Below are 26,489 nucleotides of genomic sequence, written 5' to 3'. Positions count from 1 at the left end.
CAGCTCAGCTGGCCGCTTCGATCTTGATGAGGTTGACCCGCTGGAACAGGTCCATCTCGACGTTCTTGACCTTGGACGAGTGGCCGTACACGTTCTCGCCGAAGCGGAGCGGGATCACCGGCATGTCCTTGGCCAGGATGTCCTCCGCCTGCTGGTACTTGGCGATCGCCTCGTCCTGCGTCTTGGCGGCGGAACCCTCCTTGACGAGCCTGTCGAACTCCGGGTTGCTGTAGCCGTAGTAGTTCGACGAGCCGTTCGTGCTGTACAGCGGGCCGAGGTAGTCCTCCATGGTCGGGTAGTCCATGACCCAACCCATCCGGAAGGCGCCCACCGGCTGCTTGTTCTCGACCTTGGTCAGTAGGTCGGCGAACTTCGGCTCGGCCGAGCCGACGGCGTCGACACCCAGGTTGGCCTTGAGCTGGTTGACTGTGGCGTCGACCCAGTCCTTGTGGCCGCCGTCGCCGTTGTAGGAGATGACGATCTTCGACGGGCCGCCGGCGGCCTGGTAGAGCTTCTTGGCCTCGGTCGGGTTGAACTCCCCGGCCGCACCCGCCGTGTTGTCCCGGTAGCCCGGCAGCACCGGCGAGACGAACGAACGTGCCGGCGCCTGCGAGTCCTTGAAGACCGACTTGGTGATCTCGTCACGGTCGATCGCCATCGAGATGGCCTTGCGCACGTCCGGGTTGCTGTAGTCCTTGTCGAACGTCGGGAACGCGAGGAACTGGAACGACGACATCGGGCTGGACTGGTAGCGGTCGCCCAGGTCGCTCGGCGCGGTGCTCAGGCTCTCGGTCGGGATCGTGGGCAGCACGTCCAGGTTGTCTGCGAGGACGTCCGCGTAGGCCGCGGTGAGCTGCTGGTAGATCCGGAACTCGACGTTCTTGACCTTGGGCTTCTCGCCCGGGTAGGCGTCGTACCGCTCGACCTCGATCTTGCTGTCGTGCTGCCAGGAGCCCTTCATCTTGAAGGGGCCCTGCCCGATCGGGGCCTGCTCGTACGAGTCCTTCACCACGCCCGGGGCCGAGAACGCGGCGTCCGGCAGGGGGAAGAACGCGGTGTAGCCCAGCGTCGTCTTGAAGTCGATGTACGGCTCGGACAACGTCACGGTGAAGGTGAGGTCGTCGACCTTCTTCAGCCCGGACATCTCCTTGGCCTTCGGCTCCTTGCCCTGCAGGTCGGCGTAGCCAGCGATCTTCTCGAAGAAGTAGTTGCTGTCCTGGCCGTTGGGGGCGTACGCGCCGTAGTTCCAGGCGTTGATGTAGTCCTCGGACGTCACCTTCTCACCGTTGTGGAAGGTGAAGCCGTCCTTGAGCTTGATCGTCCAGACCTTGTTGTCGGACGACGTCACCGACTCTGCCGCGACCTCGTAGGGCTTGTTCTGGGCGTCGTAGTCGACGAGCGGGCTGAACAGGCCGGCGAGGACCTGCGCACCCGACGTCTCGGTGGTGTTTGTGGGAACCAGGTGCTTCGGCTCGCTGATCTGGATGCTGACCGCTGAGCTTCCGCTTCCGCCGGACCCACCGTCTCCGCCGCTGCCGCAGGCCGCGAGGCCCAGCGTCACCGCGAGCGGGAGGGCGGTCCAGGCGGCGAGTCTACGAACTCGCATTGTGCCTCCTCATCTCCTCACGCTGCGCAGTCAGGCCCGACGCTGGGTTTACGCTGCGCAACAAGCGGTAACGGTAGGTCGCGCTACCGGCCGTCGACAACGGCCCGGTAGCGGGTGCATAACGCTCGGAATACTTTGCCGTGTGACGCACGCGACAGCCGGCTGAATCGAACCGGACTCCAAGGTCCGGAGCTGGACATACTCGAGTCGGGTCAGATACCTGCTGTGTTCGTGTGGCCCGGATTCGCCAATGCTCGGTTCGTCGTCCGGGCTCTGCCCGACCGCTCACTCTGACCGGTCCGCCGCGTGACCAGGTCCACAGAAAGTCACCGAACGTGACGAGAGGTGAGTCACTATCCGTTACTAATGCGGGTCCCGGTGCCCGTCCAGCGAGGTCGTCTGAAGGGCAGGTGCCGGACATGAGACGATCTGCTCGTGACGGCGACGCTTCTGGACGGCAAGGCGACCGCGGCGGAGATCAAGGACGAGCTGCGGATACGCGTGAAGGCACTCGCGGAACGCGGCATCATCCCCGGGTTGGGCACGGTCCTGGTCGGTGCGGATCCCGGCAGCCAGGCGTACGTCAACGGCAAACACCGTGACTGCGCCGAGGTCGGCATCGCCTCGATCCGGCGGGAGCTGCCGGCCGACGCCACTCAGCAGCAGGTCGACGACGTCCTGGCCGAACTGAACGCCGACCCGGCGTGCCACGGCTACATCGTCCAACTGCCGCTGCCGGCCCACCTCGACACCCAGCGGGTGCTGGAGCTGATCGACCCGGACAAGGACGCCGACGGTCTGCACCCGGTCAACCTGGGGCGACTCGTGCTCGGCTACGACGGGCCGCTGCCCTGCACCCCGCGCGGCATCGTGGAGCTGCTCCGACGGCACGAGGTGGCGCTGCGCGGCGCGACAGTGGCGGTTGTCGGCCGGGGCAACACCGTCGGCCGCCCGCTCGGCCTGCTGCTCACCAGGCGCAGCGAGAACGCCACGGTGACGCTCTGCCACACCGGCACGCTCGACCTCGCCTCGCACACCAGGGCCGCCGACATCGTGATCGTCGCGGCGGGCGTACCCGGTCTGCTCACCGCCGACATGATCCGGCCCGGCGCTGTGGTCGTCGACGTGGGCATCACCCGGGTGATCGGCCAGGACGGCAAGGGTCGCTACACCGGTGACGTGGATCCCGAGGTGGCCGAGACGGCCGGTGGGCTGGTTCCCATGCCCGGTGGTGTCGGCCCCATGACGCGGGCCATGCTGCTCACCAACGTCGTGGAGCGCGCAGAGCGCGGTTGACCGCCGCCGGGCAGGTGCGTCCGCACGGTGTCGAACCGCGCGGCGGTGACGTTCGCCCCATCCCGCCGTTGTCCGCCGCCCCTGACCTGATGGGTGCCAGGATGACTGATACGGTCCGGAAAACCGACTGGTAGCAGGGAGTGGGACGACCATGGGTAAGAAGGTCACTGTCGTCGGGGCTGGCTTCTACGGCTCCACCACCGCACAGCGCCTGGCCGAGTACGACGTCTTCGACACCGTCGTGATCACCGACATCGTGGAGGGCAAGCCCGCGGGACTCGCCCTGGACCTCAACCAGTCGCGGGCCATCGAGGGCTTCGAGACCAAGGTCGTCGGCGCGACCACCGGCCCGAACGGCGAGGGCTACGAGGCCATCGAGGGCTCCGACGTCGTGGTGATCACCGCCGGCCTGCCGCGCAAGCCCGGCATGAGCCGGATGGACCTGCTCGAGACCAACGCCAAGATCGTCCGGCAGGTGTCCGAGAACGTGGCCAAGTACGCCCCGAACGCCGTGGTCATCGTGGTCTCCAACCCGCTGGACGAGATGACCGCCCTGGCCCAGCTGGCCACCCAGTTCCCGAAGAACCGGGTGCTCGGCCAGGCCGGCATGCTGGACAGCGCCCGGTTCACCAACTTCGTCGCCGAGGCGCTGAGCGTCCCGGTGGCGTCCGTACGGACGCTCACCCTGGGCTCGCACGGCGACACCATGGTGCCGGTGCCCTCGAAGAGCACCGTCAACGGCAAGCCGCTGCGTGACGCGATGCCGGCCGCGCAGATCGAGGAGCTGGTCGTCAAGACCCGCAACGGTGGCGCCGAGGTCGTCGCGCTGCTCAAGACCGGTTCGGCGTACTACGCGCCGTCCGCCGCCGCCGCCCGGATGGCCAAGGCCGTCGCCGAGGACTCCGGCGCGGTCATGCCGGTCTGCGCGTGGGTCGACGGCGAGTACGGCATCTCCGGCGTCTACCTGGGTGTCGAGGCCGAGATCGGCGCCGAGGGCGTCAAGCGGGTCGTCGAGACCGACCTGGACGCCGACGAGCTGGCCAGCCTCAAGGAGGCCGCCGAGGCCGTCCGCGCCAAGCAGGGCGACGTCGCCAGCATGTGACAACCGCACCAACCGTTGACGAAGGGCCCGCCGGCATCCCCGGCGGGCCCTTCGCTCGTCCAGATACGGCCCGAGGTGTCAGTGCCCGGTGAACGGGTCACCCAGATGCGGCGTGGCGAGGATGACCGGGGAGAGGGTGCCGAGCAGCCCGGTGCGGGAGCGGCGGGCGTCGTCCGGATCCTCCTCGTGGGCGTACGCCAGGTCGGGGTCGACCAGTTGCACGGCGTGCACCAGCAGGTCGCCGGTGACAAGCATCCGATCGTCGGCGGCCTCCAGCAGCACCGACTGGTGGCCGGGAGTGTGCCCGGGGGTGGGCAACAGTCGTACCCCGGGAGTGAGCGTGGTCTCGCCGTCGACCACCCGGAGCTGGCCGGCGGCGCGCAACGGCGCGACCAGGCTGGCCCGCAGCCCGGGATTGATCACCTCCAGGGCGTCCAGTTCGGCCCGCTGCACCAGGTAGCTCGCGTTCGGGAAGTGCGGCCGCCCCGGGGTGCCGGTCACCGCCCAGCCGACGTGGTCCGTGTGCAGATGGGTGAGCACGACGGCGTGCACGTCGTCCGGGTCGATGCCGGCCGCCGCCAGTTCGGCCGGCAGCCGGCCCGGCACCGGCGCCCAGCTCGCGGCGGGGGAGTCCGCCGGCCCGATGCCGGCGTCGACCAGGGTGACCGGCCCGTCGCCGACCCGCAGGGCGAAGCTGCGGAACGGCAGCCACCACCGCCCGTCGGCGGTCACCGAGCCGGGGTCGCGCCGGTCGGCTTCGCGCCAGTGCGCCGCAGTGGCCTCCGGAAACGCCTCGGCGCGGGGCTGGAAGAACGGACCCTCCCCGTCGGTGAGTGCGGTGACCGTGATAGACCCGAGGGTGCGGCTCAGAGGCATCGGGTGATGGTGCCAGGGAACTCCTGCGCCGTGCAGCCCGGTTTTTCCCGGTCGGTCCAGGCCGGGTGGGGGCTGCCGGCCCATTTGCAGTACGCTCGTACTGCTTGAGCACGTGTCCCCCGAGAGGAGCGCCGGCCGATGGCGAAGATCAAGGTAAACAACCCGGTCGTGGAGCTCGACGGCGACGAGATGACCCGGATTATCTGGAAGCAGATCCGGGAGCAGCTGATCCTGCCCTACCTCGACGTCGACCTGCACTACTACGACCTGTCGATCCAGCACCGCGACGAGACCGACGACCAGGTCACCGTTGACGCCGCCAACGCCATCAAGGAGCACGGCGTCGGCGTCAAGTGCGCGACCATCACCCCGGACGAGGCCCGGGTGGAGGAGTTCGGCCTGAAGAAGATGTGGCGGTCGCCCAACGGCACCATCCGCAACATCCTCGGCGGCGTCGTCTTCCGCGAGCCGATCATCATGTCCAACGTGCCGCGGCTGGTCCCCGGCTGGACCAAGCCGATCATCATCGGCCGGCACGCCCACGGTGACCAGTACAAGGCCACCGACTTCGTCGTCCCCGGCCCGGGCACGGTGACCATCACCTACACCCCGGCCGACGGCGGCGCGCCGATGGAGATGGAGGTCGCCAACTTCCCCGGCGGCGGCATCGCCATGGGCATGTACAACTACGACGAGTCGATCCGGGACTTCGCCCGCGCCTCGTTCCGGTACGGCCTGGACCGCAACTACCCGGTCTACCTGTCCACCAAGAACACCATCCTCAAGGCGTACGACGGCCGGTTCAAGGACATCTTCGCCGAGGTGTTCGAGAACGAGTTCAAGGCCGAGTTCGACGCCGCCGGCATCACCTACGAGCACCGGCTGATCGACGACATGGTCGCCGCCGCGCTCAAGTGGGAGGGCGGCTACGTCTGGGCCTGCAAGAACTACGACGGTGACGTGCAGTCCGACACCGTCGCGCAGGGCTTCGGCTCGCTGGGTCTGATGACCTCGGTCCTGCTCTCCCCGGACGGCCGCACCGTCGAGGCCGAGGCCGCGCACGGCACTGTCACCCGGCACTACCGGCAGTACCAGAAGGGCGAGAAGACCTCGACCAACCCGATCGCGTCGATCTACGCCTGGACCCGGGGCCTCGCCCACCGGGGCAAGCTGGACGGCACGCCGGCGGTGACCGAGTTCGCCAACACCCTGGAGCAGGTCATCGTCGACACCGTCGAAGGCGGCCAGATGACCAAGGACCTCGCGCTGCTCATCTCGCGCGACGCGCCGTGGCTGACCACCGACGAGTTCATGAACGCGCTCGACGAGAACCTGGCTCGCAAGATCGCTGGCTGATCCAGCCGTACCAGAAGCGGAGCCCGCCGGCACGAGCCGGCGGGCTCCGGCTTGTCTGGCAGGGGACACGCCTCCCGCGTCACCGCCTCCGGCGCGCCTCGTTGACCAGGGTGGACGAGATGCCAGTCGCGTCCACGGAAGGTTGACCGCGGTCGACCCGCTGCGTGTGTGCCGATCAGGCAGCCTTCCCGGCTGTGGCGTGCACAGCCAGCCGTCCCTTCCCTGCGGGGGGCCCTGTCCCGGGCCCCCCGCGCCCTGTTCCCCAGGCGTTAGGCGTTAGGAAGGGACCCTTCCTATGCATGAGGCGTTAACAGGGGGCCCTTCCTTCAGGCGGCGCGCAGCAGGTCGGCGGCCCGCTCGGGGGAGATGTCGTTGATGAAGACGCCCATCCCCGACTCGGAGCCGGCCAGATACTTCAGCTTGTCGGCGGCCCGCCGGATGCTGAACAGCTGAAGGTGCAGGTGGCCCAACTCGCGGTCGATTCGGACGGGCGCCTGGTGCCACGCCGCGATGTAGGGCATCGGCATGTCGAACAGCCCGTCGAAGCGGCGCAACAGGTCCAGATACAGCGGGCCGAAGGCCTCCCGCTCGTCGTCGTCAAGCGCCGGGATGTCCGGCACCACCCGGCGCGGCGCGACGTGCACCTCGAACGGCCAGCGGGCGGCCGCCGGCACGAACGCGGTCCAGTGGTCGTTCTCGACGACCACGCGGTCACCTGTGGCGCGCTCGGCGGCCAGCACGTCGGCGTACAGGTTGCCCCCGCCGGTCCGCTCCGCGTGCCGCCGTGCCGCGGCCAGCAGCGCCCGGGTGCGCGGCGTCACGAAGGGGTACGCGTAGATCTGCCCGTGCGGGTGGTGCAGGGTGACACCGATCTCGACGCCCCGGTTCTCGAAGCAGAACACCTGCTCCACGCCGGGCAGCTCGCCGAGCACCTCGGTGCGGTCGGCGAGCGCGTCCAGGACGGTGCGGACACGGCGCGGGGGGAGGCTGGCGAAGGACGCGTTGTGATCCGACGTGAAGCAGACCACCTCGCACCTGCCCAGGCCGGGCCGGACCGGCGTGAACGGGGTGATCTCGCCGGGCTCGTCGGCGACCCGGCCACTCAGCGACGGGAACCGGTTCTCGAAGACCACCACGTCGTAGTCGGGGGCCGGGATCTCGGTGAGCCGGTCGCCGACCGACGGGTCCAGCGGGCACTCGTTGGCGGGCGGGAGGAAGGTGCGGGTCTGCCGGTGTACGGCGACGGCCACCCACTCGTCGGTCAGCGGGTCGTAGCGCAGCTGCGAGGCGGGCGGCGGTGGCGGCAGGTCCCGGCGGTCGGGCTGGTCGCGGACGGCGTCGTCGTTCTCGTCGAAGTAGATCAGCTCCCGGCCGTCGGCCAGGTCGATCGCGGTGCGCTTCACTGCGCCGCCCCCTCACTCGTCGGCGTGCGCGTCGCGCGGCCCGCCCCCGTTGCCTTCACCATGACCAGTTCGCCCACCTGTTCGCCGAGTGCCCGTCGTGCGGGCGGGGGCAACCGGTCGTCGCTGACCAGTACGTGCGCCGCTGCCAGTTCGACGATCGAGGAGATGCCCACAGTGCCCCACTTGGTGTGGTCGGCGAGCACCACCAGCCGGTCGGCCGCAGCCACCAGCGCCCTGTCGGTCTCCGCCTCCATGAGGTTCGGGGTGGTGAAGCCGGCCCGCTCGGTGATGCCGTGCACCCCGAGGAACAGCAGGTCCAGGTGCAGCGTCCGGATGGCGTCGACAGCGAGCGGCCCGACGAGGGCGTCCGAGGGCGTACGCACACCGCCGGTGAGCACCACCGTCTGGTCGGATCGACCGGCGGCGTGCAGGACCTCGGCCACCGGCAGCGAATTGGTCACCACGGTCAGGCCGGGAACGTCCACCAGCCTTCGGGCCAGCTCGGCGGTAGTGGTGCCGGCGGACAGCGCGATCGCCGCACCCGGCCGGACCATCTTCGCCGCCCGGTCCGCGATCGCGGCCTTCTCCGCCAGTTGACGCACCGACTTGGCGCGGAAACCCGGCTCGTCGGTCGAGCTGGGGCCTGTCGCGGTGGCGCCGCCGTGCACCTTGGCCAGCAGGCCGCGCTCGTCGAGCGCCTCCAGGTCACGCCGGATGGTCATGTCGGAGACGCCGAACTCGGTGGCCAGGTCACTGACCCGCACCCCGCCGGCCGAGCGGACCCGATCCAGGATGGCCGCCTGCCGCTGTTGAGCGAACATCTCGCGTTTCCTCCCCGGCGCCACGCACTCTCACGCGCTCGAACGTGTTCCAACAAAGACGAACACTAGCGCGAACGCCGAGGTGATGGAGGAAAGGGGTGGCCGACGACTCAGGCGGACGGGATCTTGAGCTCCACCCACCCGGTCTCGGTGAGATGGTGCAGCACAGCCTCCACCGCGTCCGCCACGCTCAGATCGGTGGTGTCGAGCACCAGATCGGCGTCGGTCGGCACCTCGTACGGGTCGTCGATGCCAGTCATCCCGGTGAGCAGGCCGGCCCGGGCCCGCGCGTACAGGCCCTTGCGGTCCCGCCGCTCACACACCTCCAGCGGTGTGGCGACGTGCACCAGCATGAAGCCCGCCCCGGCGGCCAGTGCCATCTCCCGGGCGGTCGCCCGCGCGGCCGCGTACGGGGCGATCGGGCAACAGATGCCCACCCCACGATGCCGGGCGATCTCCGACGCCACCCAGCCGATCCGCCGCACGTTGAGATCCCGGTCGGCCTTGCTGAAGCCGAGCCCGGCGGAGAGCTCCCGGCGCACCACGTCCCCGTCGAGCAGTGTCACAGTGCGGTCGCCGTTCTCCCGCAGCGCGTCCGCCAGCCCGCGGGCGATCGTGGACTTGCCGGAGCCGGACAGCCCGGTCAGGAAGACCACAAGGCCCCGGTGCCGGCGCGGCGGCCGGGCACGGGCCAGTTCCTTCGCCACCGCGGGAGGGGTGTGCCACTCGGGCAGCGGGAAACCCCTGTCGAGCAGGTCGTCGATCTCGCCCTGGGTCAGCGCCAGGCGGCGGTTACGCGGCGGGATGTCGTCCCGCCAGCGCCACTGCCCGTCCCGGTTGTCATACGCCAACTCGCGGGGCACCAGCACCCGCAGCCCGGCGCCGGAGAGCATCTCCCCGGTGGAGAGCAGGTGGGTCACCCCGTACGCGGCGGAGACCCGGGCGCGCAGCAGGGCATCGCTGATCTCGTCCCGCCGGTGCGAGAGGGGCACCGCCACAAGGGTCGCCGGTGGCATCCGGTCCCGGGCGGCGAAGATCGCACGCACCAGCGCCTCCGGCGCGAGCCCACCGACGCCGCCCTCACCGACCGGGATCATCACCAGCAGGTGCGCGGCCAGCGTACGGGCGGCATGCGCGATCTGGGCCAACTGCGGCCGGTGCAGTGGCCGATCGGCGATGACACCCAGCACCCGGCCCGGGGGCAGCAGCGCACGGACCTCCTCCGGGCTGCGGCGCAGCCGCTGGAACGGGCCGTGACCGCCGTCGCCGAGCCGTTGCACCTGACCGCCGACTCCGGCCACGCCCTCGCGGACCGACCAGACGTCCACCACGTCCAGGGCGGCCGCCGGAGCGCCCTCGCCGTCGGTGAGCACAAGAGCCCGGCGGGCCGGGTCGCGCGGATCGAAGCCCTGCGCGAGCGCGCTCGGCACCTGGAGGGTCACCGGCACCTGCCACGGGGTGTCGTCGGCAAGGCGGCCACGACGACTCACCGACACCAGGTCGGCGCGGGTCATGAAGCCGGTCAGGGGGGCGTATGCGCCGGTCAGCAGCAGCTCCAGATCCGCGAGCTCACCGGGACGCGGCGTGTACGCCGGCGCGTCCCGGAGCACCTCGTCGGGAAGCACCCAGCCGTTGCTCATCAACACCCCCCACTCGGTGATCGGCACACAGTTTCGCAGCCCACCGCCGATCGGTCGAGGCCGCCACTCCACGAGCCGGGCGGGTCGGTCAGCGGCGGACCCGGCGACCCACCGCAGACCGTAGCCGGTTCCAGACTTTCCTCTCGTCGCGGATGCGCGGACGGGCACCGTCGGCGCGGCAGACGAAGATCAACGGCAGCGGCGAGTCCTCCGTCCACCCGGCATTGGTGATCCGTGCCTTGATGAGCCAGCTGCCCCGGGTCCGGCCGCCGTTGAGGGAACGGAAGTCGATCGTCGTGGTGGCCCGGTGCACGAGGTGGATGATCTCCCCGGCGGCCTGGTCACCGACCCGCTCGGTCTCGAAGGTCACCGGGAGGAAGATCTCGTCACCGGTCTCCCGGCGGCGGGCGACCAGGTCCAGCCGCGCCTTGCGGACCTGCTGGGTGGCGTCGAGGATCTCGGCGTCGATCTCGTCGACCGGGAGCACCAGTACGTCCCGCTCGTCGTCGCTGCGGAAGCCGATGGGCTGGCCTCCGGAGCGCAGTTCGGCGGCGACGGTGACGGCGACGGCGTGCTCGCTGGGCCGGAGGTCGTCGATCCGGCTGTGCCCGGCGACGCCCGCCTCCCAGCGGGCCAGTCGGCGCAGGTCAGCGACCCGACCCTGCCCGGCCAGGTAGGCCACGGCCCGTTGCAGGGGCGGCAGGCCGGCGGCCACACCCGGCGCGAACCGATCCTGGATGATCTTCTGGACCTCCAGGGCGACCTGCTCCACCCAGTCCTCCGGAGCCTCCAGCATCCGCTTGCCACGCAGTCGGTTGGTCATCTCGTTGCGCAGCCACCGCCGGTGCAGCCGGTCACGCAGCGGACCCGGCTCGGTGTTGGCGTCGACGACGTCCAGCGCGTCCCGCACACTCGCGAAGTAGCTCGACGGCTCCATCAGCGCCGCAGTGACGTTGCGGCTGTCACCTCGCTGGGCGTGGTGGTAGCAGGTGTAGTCGGACAGCACGCAGGTGCGGCGCGACTTGAAGTAGGCCCGAACGACGAACGAGTGGTCCTCGAGCCGCCGCTTGCCGCCCTCCGGGAACCGCAGCCCGTGCTCGATCAGAAACGAACGGCGGAACAGCTTGTGGCAGGTGAGGCTGTCGATGAGCGGGGCGTTGGACAGGGTGGCGTCGAAGCGGTTCTTGCGGAACAACTCCCGAGGCACGCCGCGTCCGTGCCCGGCCATCTTGCCGATCACCACGTCCGCGTCGTACGTCTTCGCGCAGTCGTAGAGCCGCTCCAGCGCCTGGTCGGCGAACCAGTCGTCGTCGTCGGCGAAGAAGACGTACTCGCCGCGGGCGTGCTCGATGCCCACGTTGCGGGGACGCGACGGCCAGCCCGAGTTCTCGATGTGCAGCACCCGGATGTGCTCGTGTGTGGCGGCCAGCCGGTCCAACCGTTCGGCGGTGTCGTCGGTCGATCCGTCGTCGACGAAGACCGCCTCGAACTCGCCGGCGGTCAGCGACTGCCGCAGCAGTGACGACACCAGCTTCTCGATGTGCTGTCCGCTGTTGTAGGCAGGTACGACGACACTGACCTTGGGGGCGCCAGCCTCGACCATCGCGATCCTCCCGCGTCGGCGGCCGAATGTCCTCGGGGACACCGTCCGGTGAACGGAATGTGAATCGTGCCATCCGGGATCGGCGATTTTCGCGGCGGGGTGTCACGGCGTGCCCGGACCGGCGCAAACGTCCCGTGTTGACGCGACGGACCTTAGGGGTCGAACTGTCGCGAGGATCAGGGGAGCACCGGGGGCGCGCCGGTGTCCCTCGGGGGCATCGACTCCATACGCTGACGTCGTGACACTGATAGCGACCCAGTCGCTCACCAAGACGTACGGAGGTCGGGTCACCGCACTCGCCGACCTCACCGTTGCCGTCGAGCCCGGGATCATCGGTCTGGTGGGCGCGAACGGCGCAGGCAAGTCCACCTTGATCAAGATCCTGCTCGGCCTGATTCCCCCGACCAGCGGTCAGGTCTCGGTGCTCGGCATCGACCCGACCGCCGATCCGGCGGCGGTCCGCGCCCGCGTCGGCTACATGCCCGAGCACGACTGTCTCCCGCCGGACCTGTCCGCCGCCGAACTGGTGACGCACCTCGGCCGGATGAGTGGCCTACCCCGCACCACGGCCCGCGAACGCGCCTCCGAGGCGCTGCGCCACGTTGGGCTCTACGAGGAGCGCTACCGTCCGGTGGGCGGCTACTCCACAGGCATGAAGCAGCGGGTCAAGCTGGCCCAGGCGCTTGTGCACGACCCCGACCTGTTGCTGCTCGACGAGCCGACGAACGGGCTGGACCCGGCCGGCCGGGACGCCATGCTGGCGCTTGTGCACCGCATCGGCACCGAGTTCGGCATCTCCGTGCTTGTGTGCTCGCACCTGCTGGGCGAGGTCGAGCGGATCTGCGACACGCTTGTCGCCATCGACGGCGGCCGGCTGCTGCGCGCCGACCGCATCTCCGCGATGACCTCGGCCACCGACGTGCTCGCCGTCGAGGTCAGCGAGGGCACCGAGGAGTTGGCCGCCCGGCTGGCCGCACTCGACCTGCCGGTGGCCCGGGACGGGCGGCTGCTGCTCGTACCGCTCGCCGACGACAGCACCTACGACCTGATCCTCGGTGCGGTCGCCGAGTTGGACCTGCCACTGCACCGACTGGACCAGCGCCGGCACCGGGTGGCCGAACTCTTCGCCACGAGGGAGCTCTCCCATGCCTGAGCCGTCATCCGCCGCAGTGCGGTCCACGCCCACAGGTGTCATCCACGACATCGGCTACCAGCGCTACACGGGGCCACGGCTGGGCCGTCGGCACGTCTTCGGCGCGCTCTACGTACACGGCCTGCGCACCACGTTCGGCTTCGGACGCAGCGTCAAGGCCAAGATCTTTCCGTGGCTCGTGGTCGGGATCGTCACCCTGGTGGCCGTGGCCCTGACGGCGGTACGCAGCCAGATCGGCGAGCCGGTCGCCACGTACGCCCAGTTCGCCGACTCGATGAGCTGGCTCGTCATCTTCTTCGTGGCGGTGGCCGCGCCGGAGTTGGTCTCGCGGGACCTGCGCAGCGGGGTGCTGCCGCTGTACTTCTCCCGGCCGCTGCCGCGCAACGACTACGCGCTGGCCAAGCTGCTGGCACTCGTCACAGCGCTGTGGCTGCTGCTGGGCGGGCCGCAGCTGGTGATGTTCCTCGGTGCGGCGTTCACCACCAAGGAGGGCATGAGCGGCGTCTGGAACGAACTGCTCGACCTGCTCCCCGGGCTGCTCTACGCCGGGCTGTGGGCGGTGGTCTTCGCCTCGATCGGGCTCCTTGTCGCGTCGCTGACCGGCAAGCGCGCGTTCGCGGCCGGAGGCGTGGTGGCGGTCTTCCTGATGACCACACCGATCGTGGGCACGCTGAGCATCCTGCCGTCGACGACTGCAAACGAACTGGCCGGCCTGGCCTCGCCCTCCACCCTCGTGCAGGGCGTCGGCATCTGGTCGCTCGGCGACCTGCTTGTCGAGAACGGGCAGGGCGGCGCGATGATCGGTGACTTCGGTCCGGTCTACGCCCTGGCCGCGGTGCTGCTGGTCGCCGGTGCGACCGCCCTCCTGCTGGCCCGCTACCGGAAGGTCGCATCCTGATGAGCACGCTGAGCCTGACCGGGGTGTCCCGGTGGTACGGCAACGTGGTCGCCGTCAACGACATCAGCATGGATCTCGGGCCCGGCGTGACCGGTCTGCTCGGCCCGAACGGCGCCGGCAAGACCACGCTGCTGCACATGATGGCCGGGTTCCTCTCCCCGTCGCGCGGCACGGTGACCCTCGACGACCAGCCGACCTGGCGTAACCCCGACGTGTACCGCCGGCTGGGGCTGGTCAGCGAGCGGGAGGCGGTGCAGAGCTTCCTCAGCGCATACGAGTTCGTGCTGGCGAGCGCGAAGCTGCACCGGCTGCCCGACCCGGCGGCGGCGGCCCGCCGGGCCATCGACCTTGTGGAGTTGGAGTCGGCGCAGGACCGGCGGATCGGCACGTACTCCAAGGGCATGCGGCAGAGGGCCCGGGTGGCCGCCGCCATGGTGCACGACCCGCAGGTGCTGCTGCTCGATGAGCCGTTCAACGGCATGGACCCGCGCCAGCGGCTGCACATGATGGAGTTGCTGCACAAGCTGGGCGATGCCGGCCGGACCATCCTGTTCAGCTCGCACATCCTGGAGGAGGTCGAGCAGATCTCCGGCACGGTGCAGGTGATGGTGGCCGGTCGGCTCGCCGCCTCCGGTGACTTCCGCACCATCCGCAGGCTGATGACCAACCGTCCGCACGTCTTCGCGGTGCGCTCCACCGACGACAGGGCGTTGGCCGTGGCGCTGATCGGCGAGGAGTCGGTGAACGGTGTCGAGCTGGACCGCACCGGGCTGACCGTGCGGGCCGGCGACTACGGGGCGTTCACCCGGGCGCTGCCCCGGATCGCGCTGACCCGGGGCATTCGGGTGCGCCAACTGGTGCCGTCGGATGAGTCCCTGGAGAGCGTTTTCTCCTATCTCGTGGAGGCCTGACCGGTGAGTGCGAGGAGTGAACGAGCGCAGCGAGTGAGCCCCGCAGTCACGAACGAAAGAAGCTGAGATGTCGACAATTACCTGGATCACCGCACGCGGGCTGTTCGGCCGGCGCCGGTTCCTGCTGCTGCTCCCGCTGCCACTGGTGCTGCTCGGTCTGGCCGTGCTCTGCCGTTCGCTGGGCGTCGACCCGGGTCAGTGGGGTCCGCCGGTGCTTGTCGGTCTCGGTCTGGCGGTCGTGCTGCCGGTCGTCGCGCTGATCATCGGCACCGGCGTGCTCGGTGCCGAGATCGACGACGGCACCGTGGTGCACATCCTCACCAAGCCGCTGCCGCGCTGGCAGATCGTCCTGCCGAAGCTCGCGGTGTCCGCCGGCGTCACAGCGGCCACCGTCGCGGTGCCGCTCTACGTCGCGGGCGTGCTTGCCGATTCGGTACGCCTCGGCCTGGCGCTGGCCGCGGCGGCGGCGCTCGGCGCGCTCGCGTACTCGGCGTTCTTCCTCGCGCTCAGCCTGGTCACCCGGCGGCCGGTGCTTCTCGGCCTGGTCTACGTGCTGATCTGGGAGGGGCTGCTCGGCAACTTCGTCAGCGGAACGAAGGTGCTCTCGATCCAGCAGTACGTGATCGCCCTGGCCGACCGGCTCGCACCCACAGGGCTGCTGGAGACCAGCGTGTCGGTGCCTGTGGCGTCGGTGATGACCGCGTTGGTGAGCGTCGGCTTCACGGTGCTGGCCATCGACCGCCTGCGGTCGTTCAGCGTGGCTGGCGAGACGAGCTGAGGCCGGTGCGAGGCGGTGTTCCGGCCAGCCACCCCACGGCGGTAGGGCTGGCCGGATGGACCGGCCGGGCCACGCCGGGCGAGGCTGGTGGACGTGATCGTCGAAGCGGAGCGGACGTCGTTGACTGAGCCGTACTCCCGGAGCAGCCGGCCCTGGCTGACCAGCCTGGCAGCCGCCGGGCTGGCCTGTGCCATCGTCACCACGGCGGCCCAGGGCATCGGCCGGTTTCACTGGTGGGCGGTGTTCATCCTGATCCCGGCCGCGTTGATGGCCGCCAGCGGTGGGCCGCTGCTGGCCCGGGGCGGAGGTCGGGCCTTCGGCGGTTACATGCTCGCCTGCGTCGGTGGCCTCGTGTTCGCGGTGGGCGCGCTGCTGATGTTCGGGGTGATGGGGCTGGGCTGGCCCCTGCTTGTGGTGCTGCCCTGCCTGGCGGTCGCCGGCACCTACGGGTGGCGGGCGGCCGACCCGCTGGCCCGCGGCCTGCACCGGGCGGTGGCCCTGCTCGCGCTTACCGCCGTGCTGCTCGGTGTGACACTGCAACTGATCCGGGTGGACCTGATCCGGCTGGAGACCGGCTGGTGGGGAGCGTTCCTGATGCTGGCCGGGGCCATCGTGCTGGGCAACGCGGGGGAGTTGACCCGGCACCGGATGCCGTACCGCCTCCAGGCGATCACCCTGCTGGTGGGGCCGGCGGTGATCGCGTTCCTGCTCGGGTTGCGCTTCCTGCGCGGCTGGTGAGCTGTTAGGAAGGGCCCCCTTTTATGCACCAGGCGTTAACAGGGGGCCCTTCCTTGCAGGTCAGAAGGCGCAGGCGATGACGAGTTCCGGGGTGCGGTCGGGCAGCAGGTCGAGCTTGCCGATCCGACCGGCCGCGCGCAGGTCGTCGGCGACAAGCGTGAGCTGTTCCAACAGGTCGGCAGGGCCGAGCGCCTCGGCCAGCGGCACCTCAGCCTTCATCGACAGCTTCCGCTCCGACTTGGCCCGTCGCACCTGGCTCAGCGCGTCGCCGGCCAGCCGCAGCAGCGCCGGATCGCCCGCACCTTCGATCGTCGACGCCACCTCGTACGTGGTGGGCCACGGCGCCCGGTGCACCGACCCGTACCGCCACCACGACCAGACCTCCTCGGTGACGTACGGCAGCACAGGGGCGAACAGCCGCAGTTGCACCGACAGCGCCGAGGCCAGAGCCGCCCGTGCCGAGTCGGCAGCCGCGCCCGTGCCGTACGCGCGCTCCTTCACCAACTCGATGTAGTCGTCGCAGAACCGCCAGAAGAACGCCTCGGTCACCTGCAACGCGGCAGTGTGGTCGTACGCGTCGAAGGCGGTGCCCGCGGCGGTGACCACGGTGGCCAGTTCGGCGAGCATGGCGCGGTCCAGCGCGGTGGTCGCCGGGGCGCGCAACGCGTCGGCGGCGCCCAGCCCGAGGGCGAACTTCGACGCGTTGAGCAGCTTGGTGGCCAGCCGTCGGCCGACCTTGATCTGCGCGGGGTCGAAGGCGAGGTCCATGCCGGGTTTGCCGCTTGCCGCCCAGTAGCGGACAGCGTCCGAGCCGTGCTGCTCCAGCAGCGCCAGAGGTGTGACCACGTTCCCTTTGGACTTGGCCATCTTCTTGCGGTCCGGGTCGAGGATCCAACCCGAGAGCACCGTGTCCCGCCAGGGCAGCACCCCGTGCTCGAAGTGCGAGCGGACCACGCTGGAGAAGAGCCAGGTCCGGATGATCTCCTGCCCCTGCGGACGGAGGTCCATCGGGAAGACCTGCGCGAACAGCGCCGGGTCGGTCTCCCAACCGCCGACGATCTGCGGGGTCAGCGACGAGGTGGCCCAGGTGTCCAGCACGTCCGGGTCGCCGACGAAACCGCCGGGCTGGCCGCGCTGTGACTCGTCGTAGCCGGGTGCCGGATCACTGGACGGATCGACCGGCAGCGCCGACTCGTCCGGCGTGAGAGGGTGGGACCAGTCCGGCTCGCCAGCGTCGTCGAGCCGGTACCACACAGGCACCGGCACACCGAAGAAACGCTGGCGGCTGACCAGCCAGTCCCCGGTCAGGCCGCCCACCCAGTGGTCGTAGCGGTGCTTCATGTGCGCCGGCACCCAGCGCAGCTCCCCACCCCGGGCCAGCAGCGTCGCCCGCAGCTCAGCATCCCGGCCGCCGTTGCGCAGATACCACTGTCGGGTCGACACGATCTCCAGCGGCCGGTCGCCGCGTTCGTAGAATTTCACCGGGTGCGTGATCGGGCGGGGCTCGCCGATCAGGTCACCCGCGTCGGCGAGCATCCCGACGATCTCCCGGCGGGCGCCGTTGACGGTCTGCCCGGCCAGCGCCGCGTACGGCTGCGCCGGCACACCGGCCGGCGGCTCGGGAAGCAGACGACCGTCCCGGCCGATCACCACACGGGTGTCCAACCGCAGCTCGCGCCACCACGTCACATCGCTCAGGTCGCCGAACGTGCAGACCATGGCGACGCCGGTGCCCTTCGCGGGGTCGGCGAGCGGGTGGGCGTGCACCGGCACCTCGACGTCGAACAGCGGGCTGCGCACCGTGCCGCCGACCAGGTCGGCGTACCGCTCGTCGTCGGGGTGGCAGACCAGCGCCACGCAGGCCGGCAGCAACTCGGGTCGGGTGGTGTCGATGAGCACCTCACGCCCGGCCGGGCCGCTGAACCGCAGCCGGTGGTAGGCGCCGGGGCGCTCCCGGTCCTCCAGCTCCGCCTGGGCGACGGCGGTGGCGAAGCCGACGTCCCACAGCGTCGGCGCCTCCGCCTGGTACGCCTCACCGCGCAGCAGGTTGCGCACGAACGCCCGCTGACTTGTCGCGCGGGCCACCCTGCCGATCGTCGTGTACGTCAACGACCAGTCCACCGAGAGCCCGAGCCGCCGCCACAGCGCCTCGAAGACCTGCTCGTCGGCGACCGTCAACCGCTCGCACAACTCGATGAAGTTGCGCCGCGAGATGGGAGTGGGGTCCCGGCGTGCCGCGTCGTCGACAGGCGTCGCCGGTGGCCGCCACACAGGGTCGTACGGCAGCGCCGGATCGCAGCGCACCCCGTAGACGTTCTGCACGCGACGCTCGGTGGGCAGGCCGTTGTCGTCCCAGCCCATCGGGTAGAAGACCGCCTTGCCGCGCATCCGCTGGTAGCGGGCGACCGTGTCGGTGTGCGTGTACGAGAAGACGTGCCCCATGTGCAGCTCGCCCGATACGGTCGGCGGCGGGGTGTCGATGGCGTACACGTCGGCGCGCTTCTTCGAGCGGTCGAACGCGTACGTGCCCTCCTCCTGCCAGCGGCGCGCCCAGCTCTCCTCGAGCCCGTCCAAAGTCGGACGCTCGGGGACGCCGGCGCGGGCGGTCCTCGCCGTATCGGTCATCCTGCGATCGTAGGCACCGCGAGGGTGCCGGGCCACGTAGTTGCGCAGCACCGGGCTCAGACCAGCGAGTCGCGCCACTGCCGGTGCAGGGCCGCGTACCGGCCGCCGGCCTCGGCCAGCACGGCGGGCGGGCCGTCCTCGACGAGACGTCCGCCGTCGAGGACGAGTACCCGGTCGGCGGTCTCCACTGTGGAGAGGCGGTGCGCGATCACCAGGGCGGTCCGTTCCCGCAGGATGGTGCCGAGTGCCCGCTGCACGAGCCGTTCGGTCGGCACGTCCAGCGAGGACGTCGCCTCGTCCAGGATCAGCACTGTCGGGTCGGCCAGGAACGCCCGGGCGAACGCGACGAGCTGCCGCTGCCCGGCGGAGAGCCGGCCGCCGCGCCTGTGTACCTGCGTGGCGTACCCGTCGGGAAGCGCGGCGATGAACTCGTGCGCGCCGATGGCCTGCGCGGCGGCCTGGACCTCGGCGTCGTCGGCGTCCGGGCGACCGAACCGGATGTTCTCCGCGACGGTGCCGCTGAACAGGTGGTTCTCCTGGGTGACAAGCACCACCGCGCGACGCAGGTCGGCGTCGCCCACGTCGCGCAGGTCGACCCCGTCGAGGCGTACCGTGCCGGTGTCCGGGTCGTGGAACCGGGCGACCAGCTTGGCGATTGTCGACTTGCCGGCGCCGGTGGGCCCGATCAGCGCGACCGTCTGCCCGGCCGGCACTGTCAGGTCCAACCTGTCGAGGATCGGGGTGCCGGCCAGGTAGCCGAACGAGACCGCCCGGAAGGTCAGCTCCCCTCGGCCGCGGCCGGCCGGCAGCGGAACCGGCCGGGTGGGCTCGGCGACGGCGGGCCGCTCGTCGAGCACCCCGGCCAGCTTCTCCAACGCGGCGGTGGCCGACTGGAGCGAGTTGTAGAACTGGCTCAGCTCCTGCATCGGCTCGAAGAAGCGGCGCAGGTACAGCAGGAACGCGGCGAGCACCCCGACCTCCGTGTGCCCGCCGAGCACCCGCCAGCCGCCGTAGCAGAGCACCACAGCGATCGTCACGTTGCCGATCAGCTTGATCGCCGGGGAGTACGTGGCGATCAGCCGGAACGCGTGCAGGCTGGAACGTCTGTAGTCGTCGCCGAGCGCCACGAAGATCCGCTGGTTGCGCGGCTCCCGGCGGAACGTCTGCACCGCCCGGATGCCCCGCATGGACTCGACGAAGTGCACGATGACAAGCGCGACCGCCTCCCGGGTCCGCCGGTACGCGCCGGCCGACGCCCGCGCGAACCAGCGGGACAGCACGAACAGGAACGGGAACGCGAACAGCGTCACCGCCGCCAGCGGCAGGTCCATCCAGAGCAGGATGGCGGCCACCGACAGGATCGACAGCGCGGCCAGCACCAGACTGTCGATGCCGCCGTCGACGAGTTCGGCGATCGAGTCCAGGTCGCTGGTGAGCCGGGAGACCATCCGGCCGGAGGTGTAGCGCTCGTGGAAGCCCACCGACAGCCGCAGGAAGTGCCCGAACACCCGCTGCCGCAGGTCCAGTAGGACGGCCTGGCCGATCCGGGCGGAGAGGGTCAGGAACCCGCGGCGGGCCGCGTACTCGGTCACCGCGGCGACCGCGAACGCGGCGGCGACGGCGGCGAGCGGCCCGGCGTCCCCGGCCCGCAACGGCCCGATGCCCCGGTCGATGCCGAGCATCACCAGGTACGGCCCGGCCATCGCGGCGGCGTTCTGGGCCAGCAGCAGGCCGACCGCGGCGGCCAGCCACCGCCGGTGCGGGCGGAGCAGGTCGGCCAGGAGTGCCCGACTGTGCCGGCGCAGCCGTGCCACCGCCTCAGGGGTGCTCTCCTCGGCCTGGCTGCGATCGGCCTCCGGATCGGTGGCCGTGCCGCGCCAGCGCGTCAGCTCAGGCTCCTGCTCCTCCGGCGGTGGGCCTGCCTGCTGCGGCACTGTCACGAGCGCACCAGACCCCACCCGTCGGAGGTGGGGGAGTTGGACCCCTCGCCTCCGCCCGTTGGTGGCTCGGCGGCGAGCAGCGCCCGGTACGCGGGCACTGTGGCCAGCAGTTGGGAATGTCGGCCGACAGCGACGATCCGGCCGCCGTCGAGCAGCGCGACGCGGTCGGCAAGCGAGATCGTCGACGGCCGGTGCACCACAAGCAGCGCGGTGGTGGTGCGCAGGACCTGCCGCAGCGCCGCCTCGACAAGCGCCTCGGTGTGCACGTCCAGGGCGGACAGCGGGTCGTCGAGCACCAGCAGCGCCGGTCGGCCCAGCACCGCCCTGGCCAGCGCCAGCCGCTGGCGTTGACCGCCGGACAGCGACAGTCCCTGCTCACCCACGCGCGTGGCCAACCCCCACGGCAGGTCGTACGCGAAGTCGGCCTGGGCGAGCGCGAGGGCGGCGCGGATCTCGTCGTCGTCGGCGTCCGGGCGGCCCAGTGTGAGGTTCTCCCGCACCGACATCGAGAACAGCGTGGGTTCCTCGAACGCCACGCCGACCAGTCGACGCAGCGAGGCCAGCCGGAGGTCACGCAGGTCGTGCCCGTCCACTGTGATCCGGCCGCCGGTCACCTCGTGCATCCGGGGCACGAGGGAGAGCAGCGTGCTCTTGCCGCAGCCGGTGGCGCCCACCAGGGCCAGCGTCTCGCCCGGCTCGATGGTCAGGTCGATCTCGCTCAGCACCGGCGCGGCGGCGTCCGGATAGCAGAAGGAGACGCGTTCGAAGCGGAGCCTTCCGCGTACCGCGTCGCGGGGCAACGTGAGCGCCTCGGGCGCGTCCACGATCTGCGGTGGGGTGTCCAGCACCTCCTGGATCCGGTCGGCGGCGGTCGCCGCCTCCTGACCGTTAGCGATGATCCAGCCCAATGACTGCACCGGCCAGATGAGCATCAGCTGGAGGCTCGCGAACGCGACAAGCTCGCCGATGGTGAGCACACCCCGCGCGGCGGCGGCCGCCCCGGCCACCAGCACCACGCCGAGCGTCACGTTGGGCACCAGGTCGAGCAGCGCCGCGGTGTTGGCCAGCAGCCGGCCCTTGCCGATGCCCGTGTCGTGCAGGGTCCGGGCGCCGGCGGTGAAACGGGCGGCAAGTTCGGGCCCCCGGCCGTACGCCTTCATGGTGCGCAGACCCTGCGCGGTCTCTTCGACGAGCGTCGCCACATCGCCCTGTTGATCCTGCATCCGGCGGGACGCGGTGTGGTAGTGCCTGCCGAACCGTCGGGCGATCAGCAGCAGTGGCACCGCGCTGGCCGCGACAAGCAGCCCGAGCGCGGCGTGCAGGCGGATCAGCAGCAGCACCACCACCACGTAGGTGGCCAGGTTCAGCACCAGGAAGAACACACCGAACGAGAGGAACCGGCGGATCACCGACAGGTCGCTGGTGATCCGGGAGAGCAGTTGGCCGGACTGCCAGCGGTCGTGGAAGCTCGCCGGCAGCCGTTGCAGGTGGGCGTAGACGTCGGCGCGCAGGGTCGCCTCCATGCCCACCGCCGAGGACGACTGCACCCAGCGGCGGACGAAGATGAGCACCGCCTCGGCCACGCCGAGCAGCAGCGCCAGGCCGCCGAGCTGGAGCAGGCCGGCGGGCTCGTGGCGGGCTATCGGCCCGTCCACCACTCGCTGCACCACGAGGGGTACGGCGATCCCTGCGGCCGTGCCCGCGAGCCCTGCGACAAGCAGCCAGGCGAACTCGGCGGCGTACGGGCGCAGGTAGCGGCGCAGCCGCCAGAGGTTGTGCACGGGGTGGGTGCCCGAGGCGGCCCGGGCGGCCGGGTCGCCGTCGCTCTCCACAGGCACTACCCGACGGTAGCGTCAATATCTGTCGATGTTGCTGTCAGTTTGTTGTCAATCGCTGCTCGTGACCGAGTAGCCACCTCTTCACGTCAAGCCCCCAGCGGTAGCCACCGAGCGTGCCGTCGGTACGCAGGACCCGGTGACAGGGCACGAAAAGCGCCGCCGCGTTGCGGGCGCAGGCAGCCGCGGCGGCCCGTACCGCCGGTGGGCGGCCGGCCAGCGCCGCGTACCCGGTGTAGGTGACCGGGGTGCCGGCCGGGACCGAACGCAGCACCTGCCAGGCGTGGGCCATGAACACGCCTGCCGTGTGCTGCCGCACCGGGACGGCGTCGATGGCGGCGAGGTCACCATCGAGGTAGGAGCGGACGGCGGCGGTGACGGGCCCGAGGTCGGTGCGCTGCCGCAGCGGTGCGCGCAGGGTCGGGTGGATCAGGGGCAGCAGGGCCGCAGGGTCCGGTGTGAAGCCGGCCGCCAGGACGTCGCCGTCCGGGCCGGCGAGGATGCTCAACGGGCCGGTCGGTGTGCTCAGTACGGTGCTGTCGATGCTCATGCCGCTCTCCAGAGTCTGATCGTGGCGTAGGACCGCCAGGGCCGCCAGCGTTCGGCGTGGGCGGCAAGGGTGGTGTCGGGCAGGCCGAGCGCGGCGGCGCCCCGCCGGACCGCGAGATCCGTGTCGAGCAGGACGTCCGGGTCGCCGAGGGCGCGCATGGCCAGGTAGTTCGCTGTCCACGGGCCGATGCCGGGAAGCGCGAGCAACTGCCGGACCGTCTCCTCCCGGTCGCCCCCGGGCGCGAGGTCCACCGTCCCGTCGACAACCGCCCGAGCCAGCCCACGGATCGTCTCCCGCCGCCGAACAGGCATCCCAAATGCCGAGTCCGGCAGCTCCAGAATCTCCTCAGCCCCAAGAAACCCCCCACCGGACTCCCCACCGGCCTCCCCGCCGCGATGATCATGAGGTTGGCGGGGGGTTCGATCTCCATCCGGCCCGTCAACCTCATGATCACCGGGCCGAGGGAGAGGGCGGGCGGCTAGGAGTAGGCGAGTCACTGTGGTGCGGGCGCTGGTGACCGAGACCTGTTGGCCGACGATGGCGCGTACGGCCATCTCGAAGCCGTCTACCGACCGGGGGAGCCGGATGCCTGGCTCCGCCGCCACCACCGGGGCCAGCGCCGGGTCCGCCGCCAGTGCGGCGTCCACTGCTGTCGGGTCCGCGTCCAGGTCGAGCAGCCGGCGGCAGCGGGCGACCGCCGGCGCCAGGTCACGCATGTCGGTCAGGCGCAGTGTCGCCGCCACGTACCCGTCCGCCGGGGTCAGCGCCACCTGGCCGGAGCCGTGCGGCAACCGCAAACCCCTGTGGTACGTCCCGTCGCGCACCTCGTCGACCCCAGGCAGCGCCCGTACCGCCAGGAAGTCCAGGAGCGCCCGGGCGTGCAACGGCGGTCGGTACGCCAGCCGGAGTGTGATCGTTCCCGCCCCGGTCGCCAGCTCGGGCCGGCCCCGGGCCGTGCGCAGGCCCGAGGGTGCGCTCGCGTACACCTCTCGGATCGTGTCGTTGAACTGCCGCACGCTGCCGAAGCCCGCGGCGAACGCGACCTCGGTCATTCCCAGGTCGGTCGTCTCGATCAGGATCCGGGCGGTCTGCGCCCGCTGCGCCCGGGCCAGCGCGAGCGGCCCGGCGCCCATCTCGGCGCGCAGCATCCGGTGCAGGTGCCGCTCGGTGTAGCCGAGACGGACGGCCAAGCCCGGTACGCCGTCGCGATCCACGACCCCGTCGGCGATCAGCCGCATCGCCCTACCGACCACGTCGGCGCGGACGTCCCACTCGGGGGAGCCGGGCGCGGCGTCGGGTCGGCAGCGGCGGCAGGCGCGCAGCCCGGCACCCTGCGCCGCCGCTGCGGACGGGAAGAAACGGACGTTCTGTCGCTTGGGTGTGGTCGCCGGACAGGACGGCCGGCAGTAGATGCCGGTGGACGTCACGCCGGTATAGAACCAGCCGTCGAACCGCTGGTCACGGCTGTCCACGGCCCGGTAGCACCGCTCGAAGTCCATCTCCACGCCACCGATGATGCCCCTCCCGGGTGGGCATCGGCTGGCGGGAATCGGACCTGGCTGTGGGCTGGGGGAGCAGCGCCGTCGACGAAGCGGTCCGGCCGGTCAGGCCCGAGCGGTACTCGGACTGACCGGCCGGAAGCAGCTCAGCGGGCTGGCTGCCCGGGCGCGTTCGCACTGGCGGTCGGAACTCCCGGCGGCGGAGGTCCCGCCGGGCGGCCCGGCGCGCCGGGCGGGCTGTCGGGCGGTCCCGCCGGGCTGTCGGGCGGTGGTGGGGCCGGCGCGTCGGTCGGTCGACCCGAACTGGGTACGCCGGGCGCGGCGGGAACGTCAGTTGGTTTCGCGGTTGGATGAGCCGGCACGCCGGGCGGCCCGGGCGCGGTGGGCGGCTCGGCAGCCGGGCCGACCGGGCTGGGCGCGGCGGGTCGGGGCTGCTCCGAGCCGGTAGCGGCGAGGGCGATGGGTGCCGCGATCAGGATGGCGGCCACGGTGCCCACCGCCCCCATCGTCACAGTGGCGCGACGCTGCCTGCGTACCCGCCGTTCCGCTCGGCTCAACTGGTCATGCACGATCGGTGCCTCCTCGGCCAGGTCGGTGAGGGTGGAGCGGATGAGGTGCTCGAAGGGATCGGTCATCGCCGTACCTCCAGCAGTTCGATCTCCGGCAGCAACTCCCGCAGCCGGGTGACCGCCCGGTGGGTACGGCTGCGCACGGTGCCCACCGAGCAGCCGAGCAGTTCGGCGACCCGGGCCTCGGGCAGGTCCTCGTAGTAGCGCAGCACCACCACCGCCCGTTGGGCCGGCGGTAGGTGCCGCAGCGCGGCGCGCATCGCCAACCGCACGTCCGACCCACCGCTCGGGTCGGCGCCGACCGGCTCGTCCGCCGGGTTGAGCGGCGTCTCCCGCCACCGACGCAGACGTCGCCACCAGCTGATCTGCTGGCGGTACATCACCACGCGCAGGTACCCCTCGGGGTCGGTGTGGCGGATGGTTCCCCATCTCGGGATGGCTCGCGCGAGCGCCGACTGCAGGAGGTCCTCGGCTGCGGTTCGGTCCCCGGTCAACAGGTACGCGACCCGCATCAGCGCCGGAGTCCGGCTGCTGACGAACTCGGCCAGCCGGAGTCGTTCGTCCTCGTCCACAACCACCCCCTTTCGTTGTCACCTCTACAGACGCCCCAGCTCTTCGCCGCTATCCACGTTCGACGGAGTCGTCCGTCCGAAAGTGTCGGTCGTGGCGGGTAACGTCCGGCCACCAACTCAAGAAGGGGTACGGCGATGGCGAGCGTGGCGGATCGGGCGGCGGCGTCGACACCTGGCGCTTTCCCGCCGCTGCCCCGGGCCGTCGTGCAGTCCTTCTACCGCCGGATGCGGGCCGTCGCGCCGGCCGCCGTCGGCGCCATCGAGCGGGACCGGGCCGCCGACCCCGAGCAGGCGTTCGCCGACACTGCTTGCGGCCGGCTGGTGCGGTCGCTCGACGACGCGGGCCTACGCGCACTCGGCATGTGGACGCACCACTGGTGCATGCGGTTCTACGACGACGACACCCGGCCCGGCCGGCGGCTGGTCCGCGAGATCGCCGCCCGACCCGGGCTGGGCTGGACGGCCGACGAGGTGCGCTGGATGCTGCGCGAGTCGGTGTGGGCCGGGCCGGCAGCCCCCGAGCGGTTCACGCTGCCCCGCGCCGCCGCCGCGCACCTGCCCCCGACCGACCGGCCGCTCGACGAGTTGCCGCCGGGGCACTGGCCCGAGGGTGTGGTGCCCCGCCAGCGGCGGCCGAGCTGACGCCGCACCAGCTCATCGCGCGCCCGCGTGCCGGGATCGGCCGCTGTGCGGGTGCGCCCCGGCCGCTGTGTGGGTG

At 71.1% G+C, this 26,489-nt stretch carries 22 protein-coding genes; 9 read left to right on the top strand and 13 right to left on the bottom strand.

The annotated features are described in order from the left end of the window. Positions 1-4 precede the first annotated feature (4 nt). A complete protein-coding gene (locus ADK66_RS27865; protein WP_053660487.1) occupies positions 5-1,606 on the bottom strand; it encodes an ABC transporter substrate-binding protein in 1,602 nt (533 codons plus the stop codon). Between the two features lie 435 nt (positions 1,607-2,041). Between ADK66_RS27865 and ADK66_RS27860 the strand changes: the two genes are divergently transcribed. Further along, positions 2,042-2,902 carry a bifunctional methylenetetrahydrofolate dehydrogenase/methenyltetrahydrofolate cyclohydrolase gene (locus ADK66_RS27860; RefSeq protein ID WP_053660485.1) on the top strand — a complete coding sequence of 287 codons (861 nt, stop codon included), beginning with the start codon at positions 2,042-2,044 and terminating at the stop codon, positions 2,900-2,902. 151 nt (positions 2,903-3,053) lie between these two features. Continuing rightward, the gene (locus ADK66_RS27855) at positions 3,054-4,004 is read left to right on the top strand and encodes a malate dehydrogenase (RefSeq protein ID WP_053660483.1); all 951 of its coding nucleotides are present in this window, start codon (positions 3,054-3,056) and stop codon (positions 4,002-4,004) included. Between the two features lie 78 nt (positions 4,005-4,082). Here the strand turns inward: ADK66_RS27855 and ADK66_RS27850 are convergent, their stop codons facing one another. Continuing rightward, entirely contained in the window at positions 4,083-4,880 is a 798-nt protein-coding gene (locus ADK66_RS27850) for an MBL fold metallo-hydrolase (RefSeq protein WP_053660481.1), read from the bottom strand. 138 nt (positions 4,881-5,018) lie between these two features. Between ADK66_RS27850 and ADK66_RS27845 the strand changes: the two genes are divergently transcribed. Beyond that, positions 5,019-6,236: an NADP-dependent isocitrate dehydrogenase gene (locus tag ADK66_RS27845; protein WP_053660478.1), complete on the top strand. Its 1,218-nt coding sequence runs from the start codon at positions 5,019-5,021 to the stop codon at positions 6,234-6,236. A 326-nt stretch (positions 6,237-6,562) separates the two neighbouring features. Here the strand turns inward: ADK66_RS27845 and galT are convergent, their stop codons facing one another. The 4 genes from galT to ADK66_RS27825 all read right to left on the bottom strand — a co-directional run bounded on the left by galT (position 6,563) and on the right by ADK66_RS27825 (position 11,703). Further along, positions 6,563-7,639: a galactose-1-phosphate uridylyltransferase gene (galT, locus tag ADK66_RS27840; RefSeq protein WP_053660477.1), complete on the bottom strand. Its 1,077-nt coding sequence runs from the start codon at positions 7,637-7,639 to the stop codon at positions 6,563-6,565. After that, complete coding sequence (locus ADK66_RS27835; RefSeq protein ID WP_053660475.1) at positions 7,636-8,460, bottom strand: DeoR/GlpR family DNA-binding transcription regulator; 825 nt, start codon at positions 8,458-8,460, stop codon at positions 7,636-7,638. The genes galT and ADK66_RS27835 overlap by 4 nt, the downstream gene beginning before the upstream one ends. Positions 8,461-8,570: 110 nt before the next feature. After that, positions 8,571-10,100 (bottom strand): adenylyl-sulfate kinase, encoded by a 1,530-nt coding sequence (gene cysC / locus ADK66_RS27830; protein WP_053660631.1) that lies wholly within the window; start codon positions 10,098-10,100, stop codon positions 8,571-8,573. 88 nt (positions 10,101-10,188) lie between these two features. Beyond that, the gene (locus ADK66_RS27825) at positions 10,189-11,703 is read right to left on the bottom strand and encodes a glycosyltransferase (protein ID WP_053660473.1); all 1,515 of its coding nucleotides are present in this window, start codon (positions 11,701-11,703) and stop codon (positions 10,189-10,191) included. A 238-nt stretch (positions 11,704-11,941) separates the two neighbouring features. Here ADK66_RS27825 and ADK66_RS27820 point away from each other — a divergent pair, with 238 nt between their 5' ends. The 5 genes from ADK66_RS27820 (at position 11,942) to ADK66_RS27800 (ending at position 16,181) form a co-directional block, all read left to right on the top strand. Further along, positions 11,942-12,856 (top strand): ABC transporter ATP-binding protein, encoded by a 915-nt coding sequence (locus ADK66_RS27820; RefSeq protein ID WP_053660471.1) that lies wholly within the window; start codon positions 11,942-11,944, stop codon positions 12,854-12,856. Then, a complete protein-coding gene (locus ADK66_RS27815; protein ID WP_053660468.1) occupies positions 12,849-13,754 on the top strand; it encodes an ABC transporter permease in 906 nt (301 codons plus the stop codon). The genes ADK66_RS27820 and ADK66_RS27815 overlap by 8 nt, the downstream gene beginning before the upstream one ends. Beyond that, positions 13,754-14,665, top strand: coding sequence for an ABC transporter ATP-binding protein (locus ADK66_RS27810; RefSeq protein WP_053660467.1), 912 nt, complete (start codon positions 13,754-13,756; stop codon positions 14,663-14,665). The genes ADK66_RS27815 and ADK66_RS27810 overlap by 1 nt, the downstream gene beginning before the upstream one ends. A 67-nt stretch (positions 14,666-14,732) precedes the next feature. Beyond that, positions 14,733-15,443, top strand: a complete 711-nt coding sequence (locus tag ADK66_RS27805) for an ABC transporter permease subunit (protein WP_053660464.1) — start codon at positions 14,733-14,735, stop codon at positions 15,441-15,443. A gap of 93 nt (positions 15,444-15,536) precedes the next feature. Beyond that, entirely contained in the window at positions 15,537-16,181 is a 645-nt protein-coding gene (locus ADK66_RS27800; protein WP_053660629.1) for a hypothetical protein, read from the top strand. A gap of 60 nt (positions 16,182-16,241) precedes the next feature. Here ADK66_RS27800 and valS read toward each other — a convergent pair whose 3' ends face one another. The 7 genes from valS to ADK66_RS27770 all read right to left on the bottom strand — a co-directional run bounded on the left by valS (position 16,242) and on the right by ADK66_RS27770 (position 25,771). Next, positions 16,242-18,806: a valine--tRNA ligase gene (valS, locus tag ADK66_RS27795; protein ID WP_053660627.1), complete on the bottom strand. Its 2,565-nt coding sequence runs from the start codon at positions 18,804-18,806 to the stop codon at positions 16,242-16,244. 56 nt (positions 18,807-18,862) lie between these two features. Beyond that, complete coding sequence (locus ADK66_RS27790; RefSeq protein ID WP_053660462.1) at positions 18,863-20,746, bottom strand: ABC transporter ATP-binding protein; 1,884 nt, start codon at positions 20,744-20,746, stop codon at positions 18,863-18,865. Then, positions 20,743-22,584, bottom strand: coding sequence for an ABC transporter ATP-binding protein (locus tag ADK66_RS27785; protein WP_053660460.1), 1,842 nt, complete (start codon positions 22,582-22,584; stop codon positions 20,743-20,745). The genes ADK66_RS27790 and ADK66_RS27785 overlap by 4 nt, the downstream gene beginning before the upstream one ends. A 37-nt stretch (positions 22,585-22,621) precedes the next feature. Beyond that, positions 22,622-23,131, bottom strand: a complete 510-nt coding sequence (locus tag ADK66_RS27780) for a methylated-DNA--[protein]-cysteine S-methyltransferase (RefSeq protein ID WP_053660458.1) — start codon at positions 23,129-23,131, stop codon at positions 22,622-22,624. After that, positions 23,128-24,636 carry a DNA-3-methyladenine glycosylase 2 family protein gene (locus ADK66_RS27775; protein WP_053660456.1) on the bottom strand — a complete coding sequence of 503 codons (1,509 nt, stop codon included), beginning with the start codon at positions 24,634-24,636 and terminating at the stop codon, positions 23,128-23,130. Before ADK66_RS27775 ends, ADK66_RS27780 begins: the two co-directional genes overlap by 4 nt. Before the next feature lie 140 nt (positions 24,637-24,776). Then, positions 24,777-25,265 (bottom strand): hypothetical protein, encoded by a 489-nt coding sequence (locus ADK66_RS31105; protein WP_082377704.1) that lies wholly within the window; start codon positions 25,263-25,265, stop codon positions 24,777-24,779. Then, positions 25,262-25,771 (bottom strand): SigE family RNA polymerase sigma factor, encoded by a 510-nt coding sequence (locus ADK66_RS27770; protein WP_053660454.1) that lies wholly within the window; start codon positions 25,769-25,771, stop codon positions 25,262-25,264. Before ADK66_RS27770 ends, ADK66_RS31105 begins: the two co-directional genes overlap by 4 nt. A 135-nt stretch (positions 25,772-25,906) precedes the next feature. Between ADK66_RS27770 and ADK66_RS27765 the strand changes: the two genes are divergently transcribed. Continuing rightward, on the top strand, positions 25,907-26,413 hold the full coding sequence (locus tag ADK66_RS27765) for a hypothetical protein (RefSeq protein WP_053660451.1): 507 nt from the start codon (positions 25,907-25,909) through the stop codon (positions 26,411-26,413). Positions 26,414-26,489: the final 76 nt, after the last annotated feature.

The sequence above is a fragment of the Micromonospora sp. NRRL B-16802 genome, assembly GCF_001279555.1.
Classification (GTDB): domain Bacteria; phylum Actinomycetota; class Actinomycetes; order Mycobacteriales; family Micromonosporaceae; genus Micromonospora; species Micromonospora profundi.
This window is presented reverse-complemented; position numbering and strand designations above follow the sequence as displayed.

What these genes read in the sequence shown, in the direction of transcription:
- ADK66_RS27855 (WP_053660483.1), top strand. Translation starts at nt 3,054, where the DNA reads ATGGGTAAGAAGGTCACTGTCGTCGGGGCTGGCTTCTACGGCTCCACC.
- ADK66_RS27815 (WP_053660468.1), top strand. Translation starts at nt 12,849, where the DNA reads ATGCCTGAGCCGTCATCCGCCGCAGTGCGGTCCACGCCCACAGGTGTC.
- ADK66_RS27825 (WP_053660473.1), bottom strand. Translation starts at nt 11,703, where the DNA reads ATGGTCGAGGCTGGCGCCCCCAAGGTCAGTGTCGTCGTACCTGCCTAC.
- valS (WP_053660627.1), bottom strand. Translation starts at nt 18,806, where the DNA reads ATGACCGATACGGCGAGGACCGCCCGCGCCGGCGTCCCCGAGCGTCCG.
- ADK66_RS27810 (WP_053660467.1), top strand. Translation starts at nt 13,754, where the DNA reads ATGAGCACGCTGAGCCTGACCGGGGTGTCCCGGTGGTACGGCAACGTG.
- ADK66_RS27835 (WP_053660475.1), bottom strand. Translation starts at nt 8,460, where the DNA reads ATGTTCGCTCAACAGCGGCAGGCGGCCATCCTGGATCGGGTCCGCTCG.
- ADK66_RS27780 (WP_053660458.1), bottom strand. Translation starts at nt 23,131, where the DNA reads ATGAGCATCGACAGCACCGTACTGAGCACACCGACCGGCCCGTTGAGC.
- ADK66_RS27850 (WP_053660481.1), bottom strand. Translation starts at nt 4,880, where the DNA reads ATGCCTCTGAGCCGCACCCTCGGGTCTATCACGGTCACCGCACTCACC.
- ADK66_RS27765 (WP_053660451.1), top strand. Translation starts at nt 25,907, where the DNA reads ATGGCGAGCGTGGCGGATCGGGCGGCGGCGTCGACACCTGGCGCTTTC.
- ADK66_RS27805 (WP_053660464.1), top strand. Translation starts at nt 14,733, where the DNA reads ATGTCGACAATTACCTGGATCACCGCACGCGGGCTGTTCGGCCGGCGC.
- ADK66_RS31105 (WP_082377704.1), bottom strand. Translation starts at nt 25,265, where the DNA reads ATGACCGATCCCTTCGAGCACCTCATCCGCTCCACCCTCACCGACCTG.
- ADK66_RS27845 (WP_053660478.1), top strand. Translation starts at nt 5,019, where the DNA reads ATGGCGAAGATCAAGGTAAACAACCCGGTCGTGGAGCTCGACGGCGAC.
- ADK66_RS27865 (WP_053660487.1), bottom strand. Translation starts at nt 1,606, where the DNA reads ATGCGAGTTCGTAGACTCGCCGCCTGGACCGCCCTCCCGCTCGCGGTG.
- cysC (WP_053660631.1), bottom strand. Translation starts at nt 10,100, where the DNA reads ATGAGCAACGGCTGGGTGCTTCCCGACGAGGTGCTCCGGGACGCGCCG.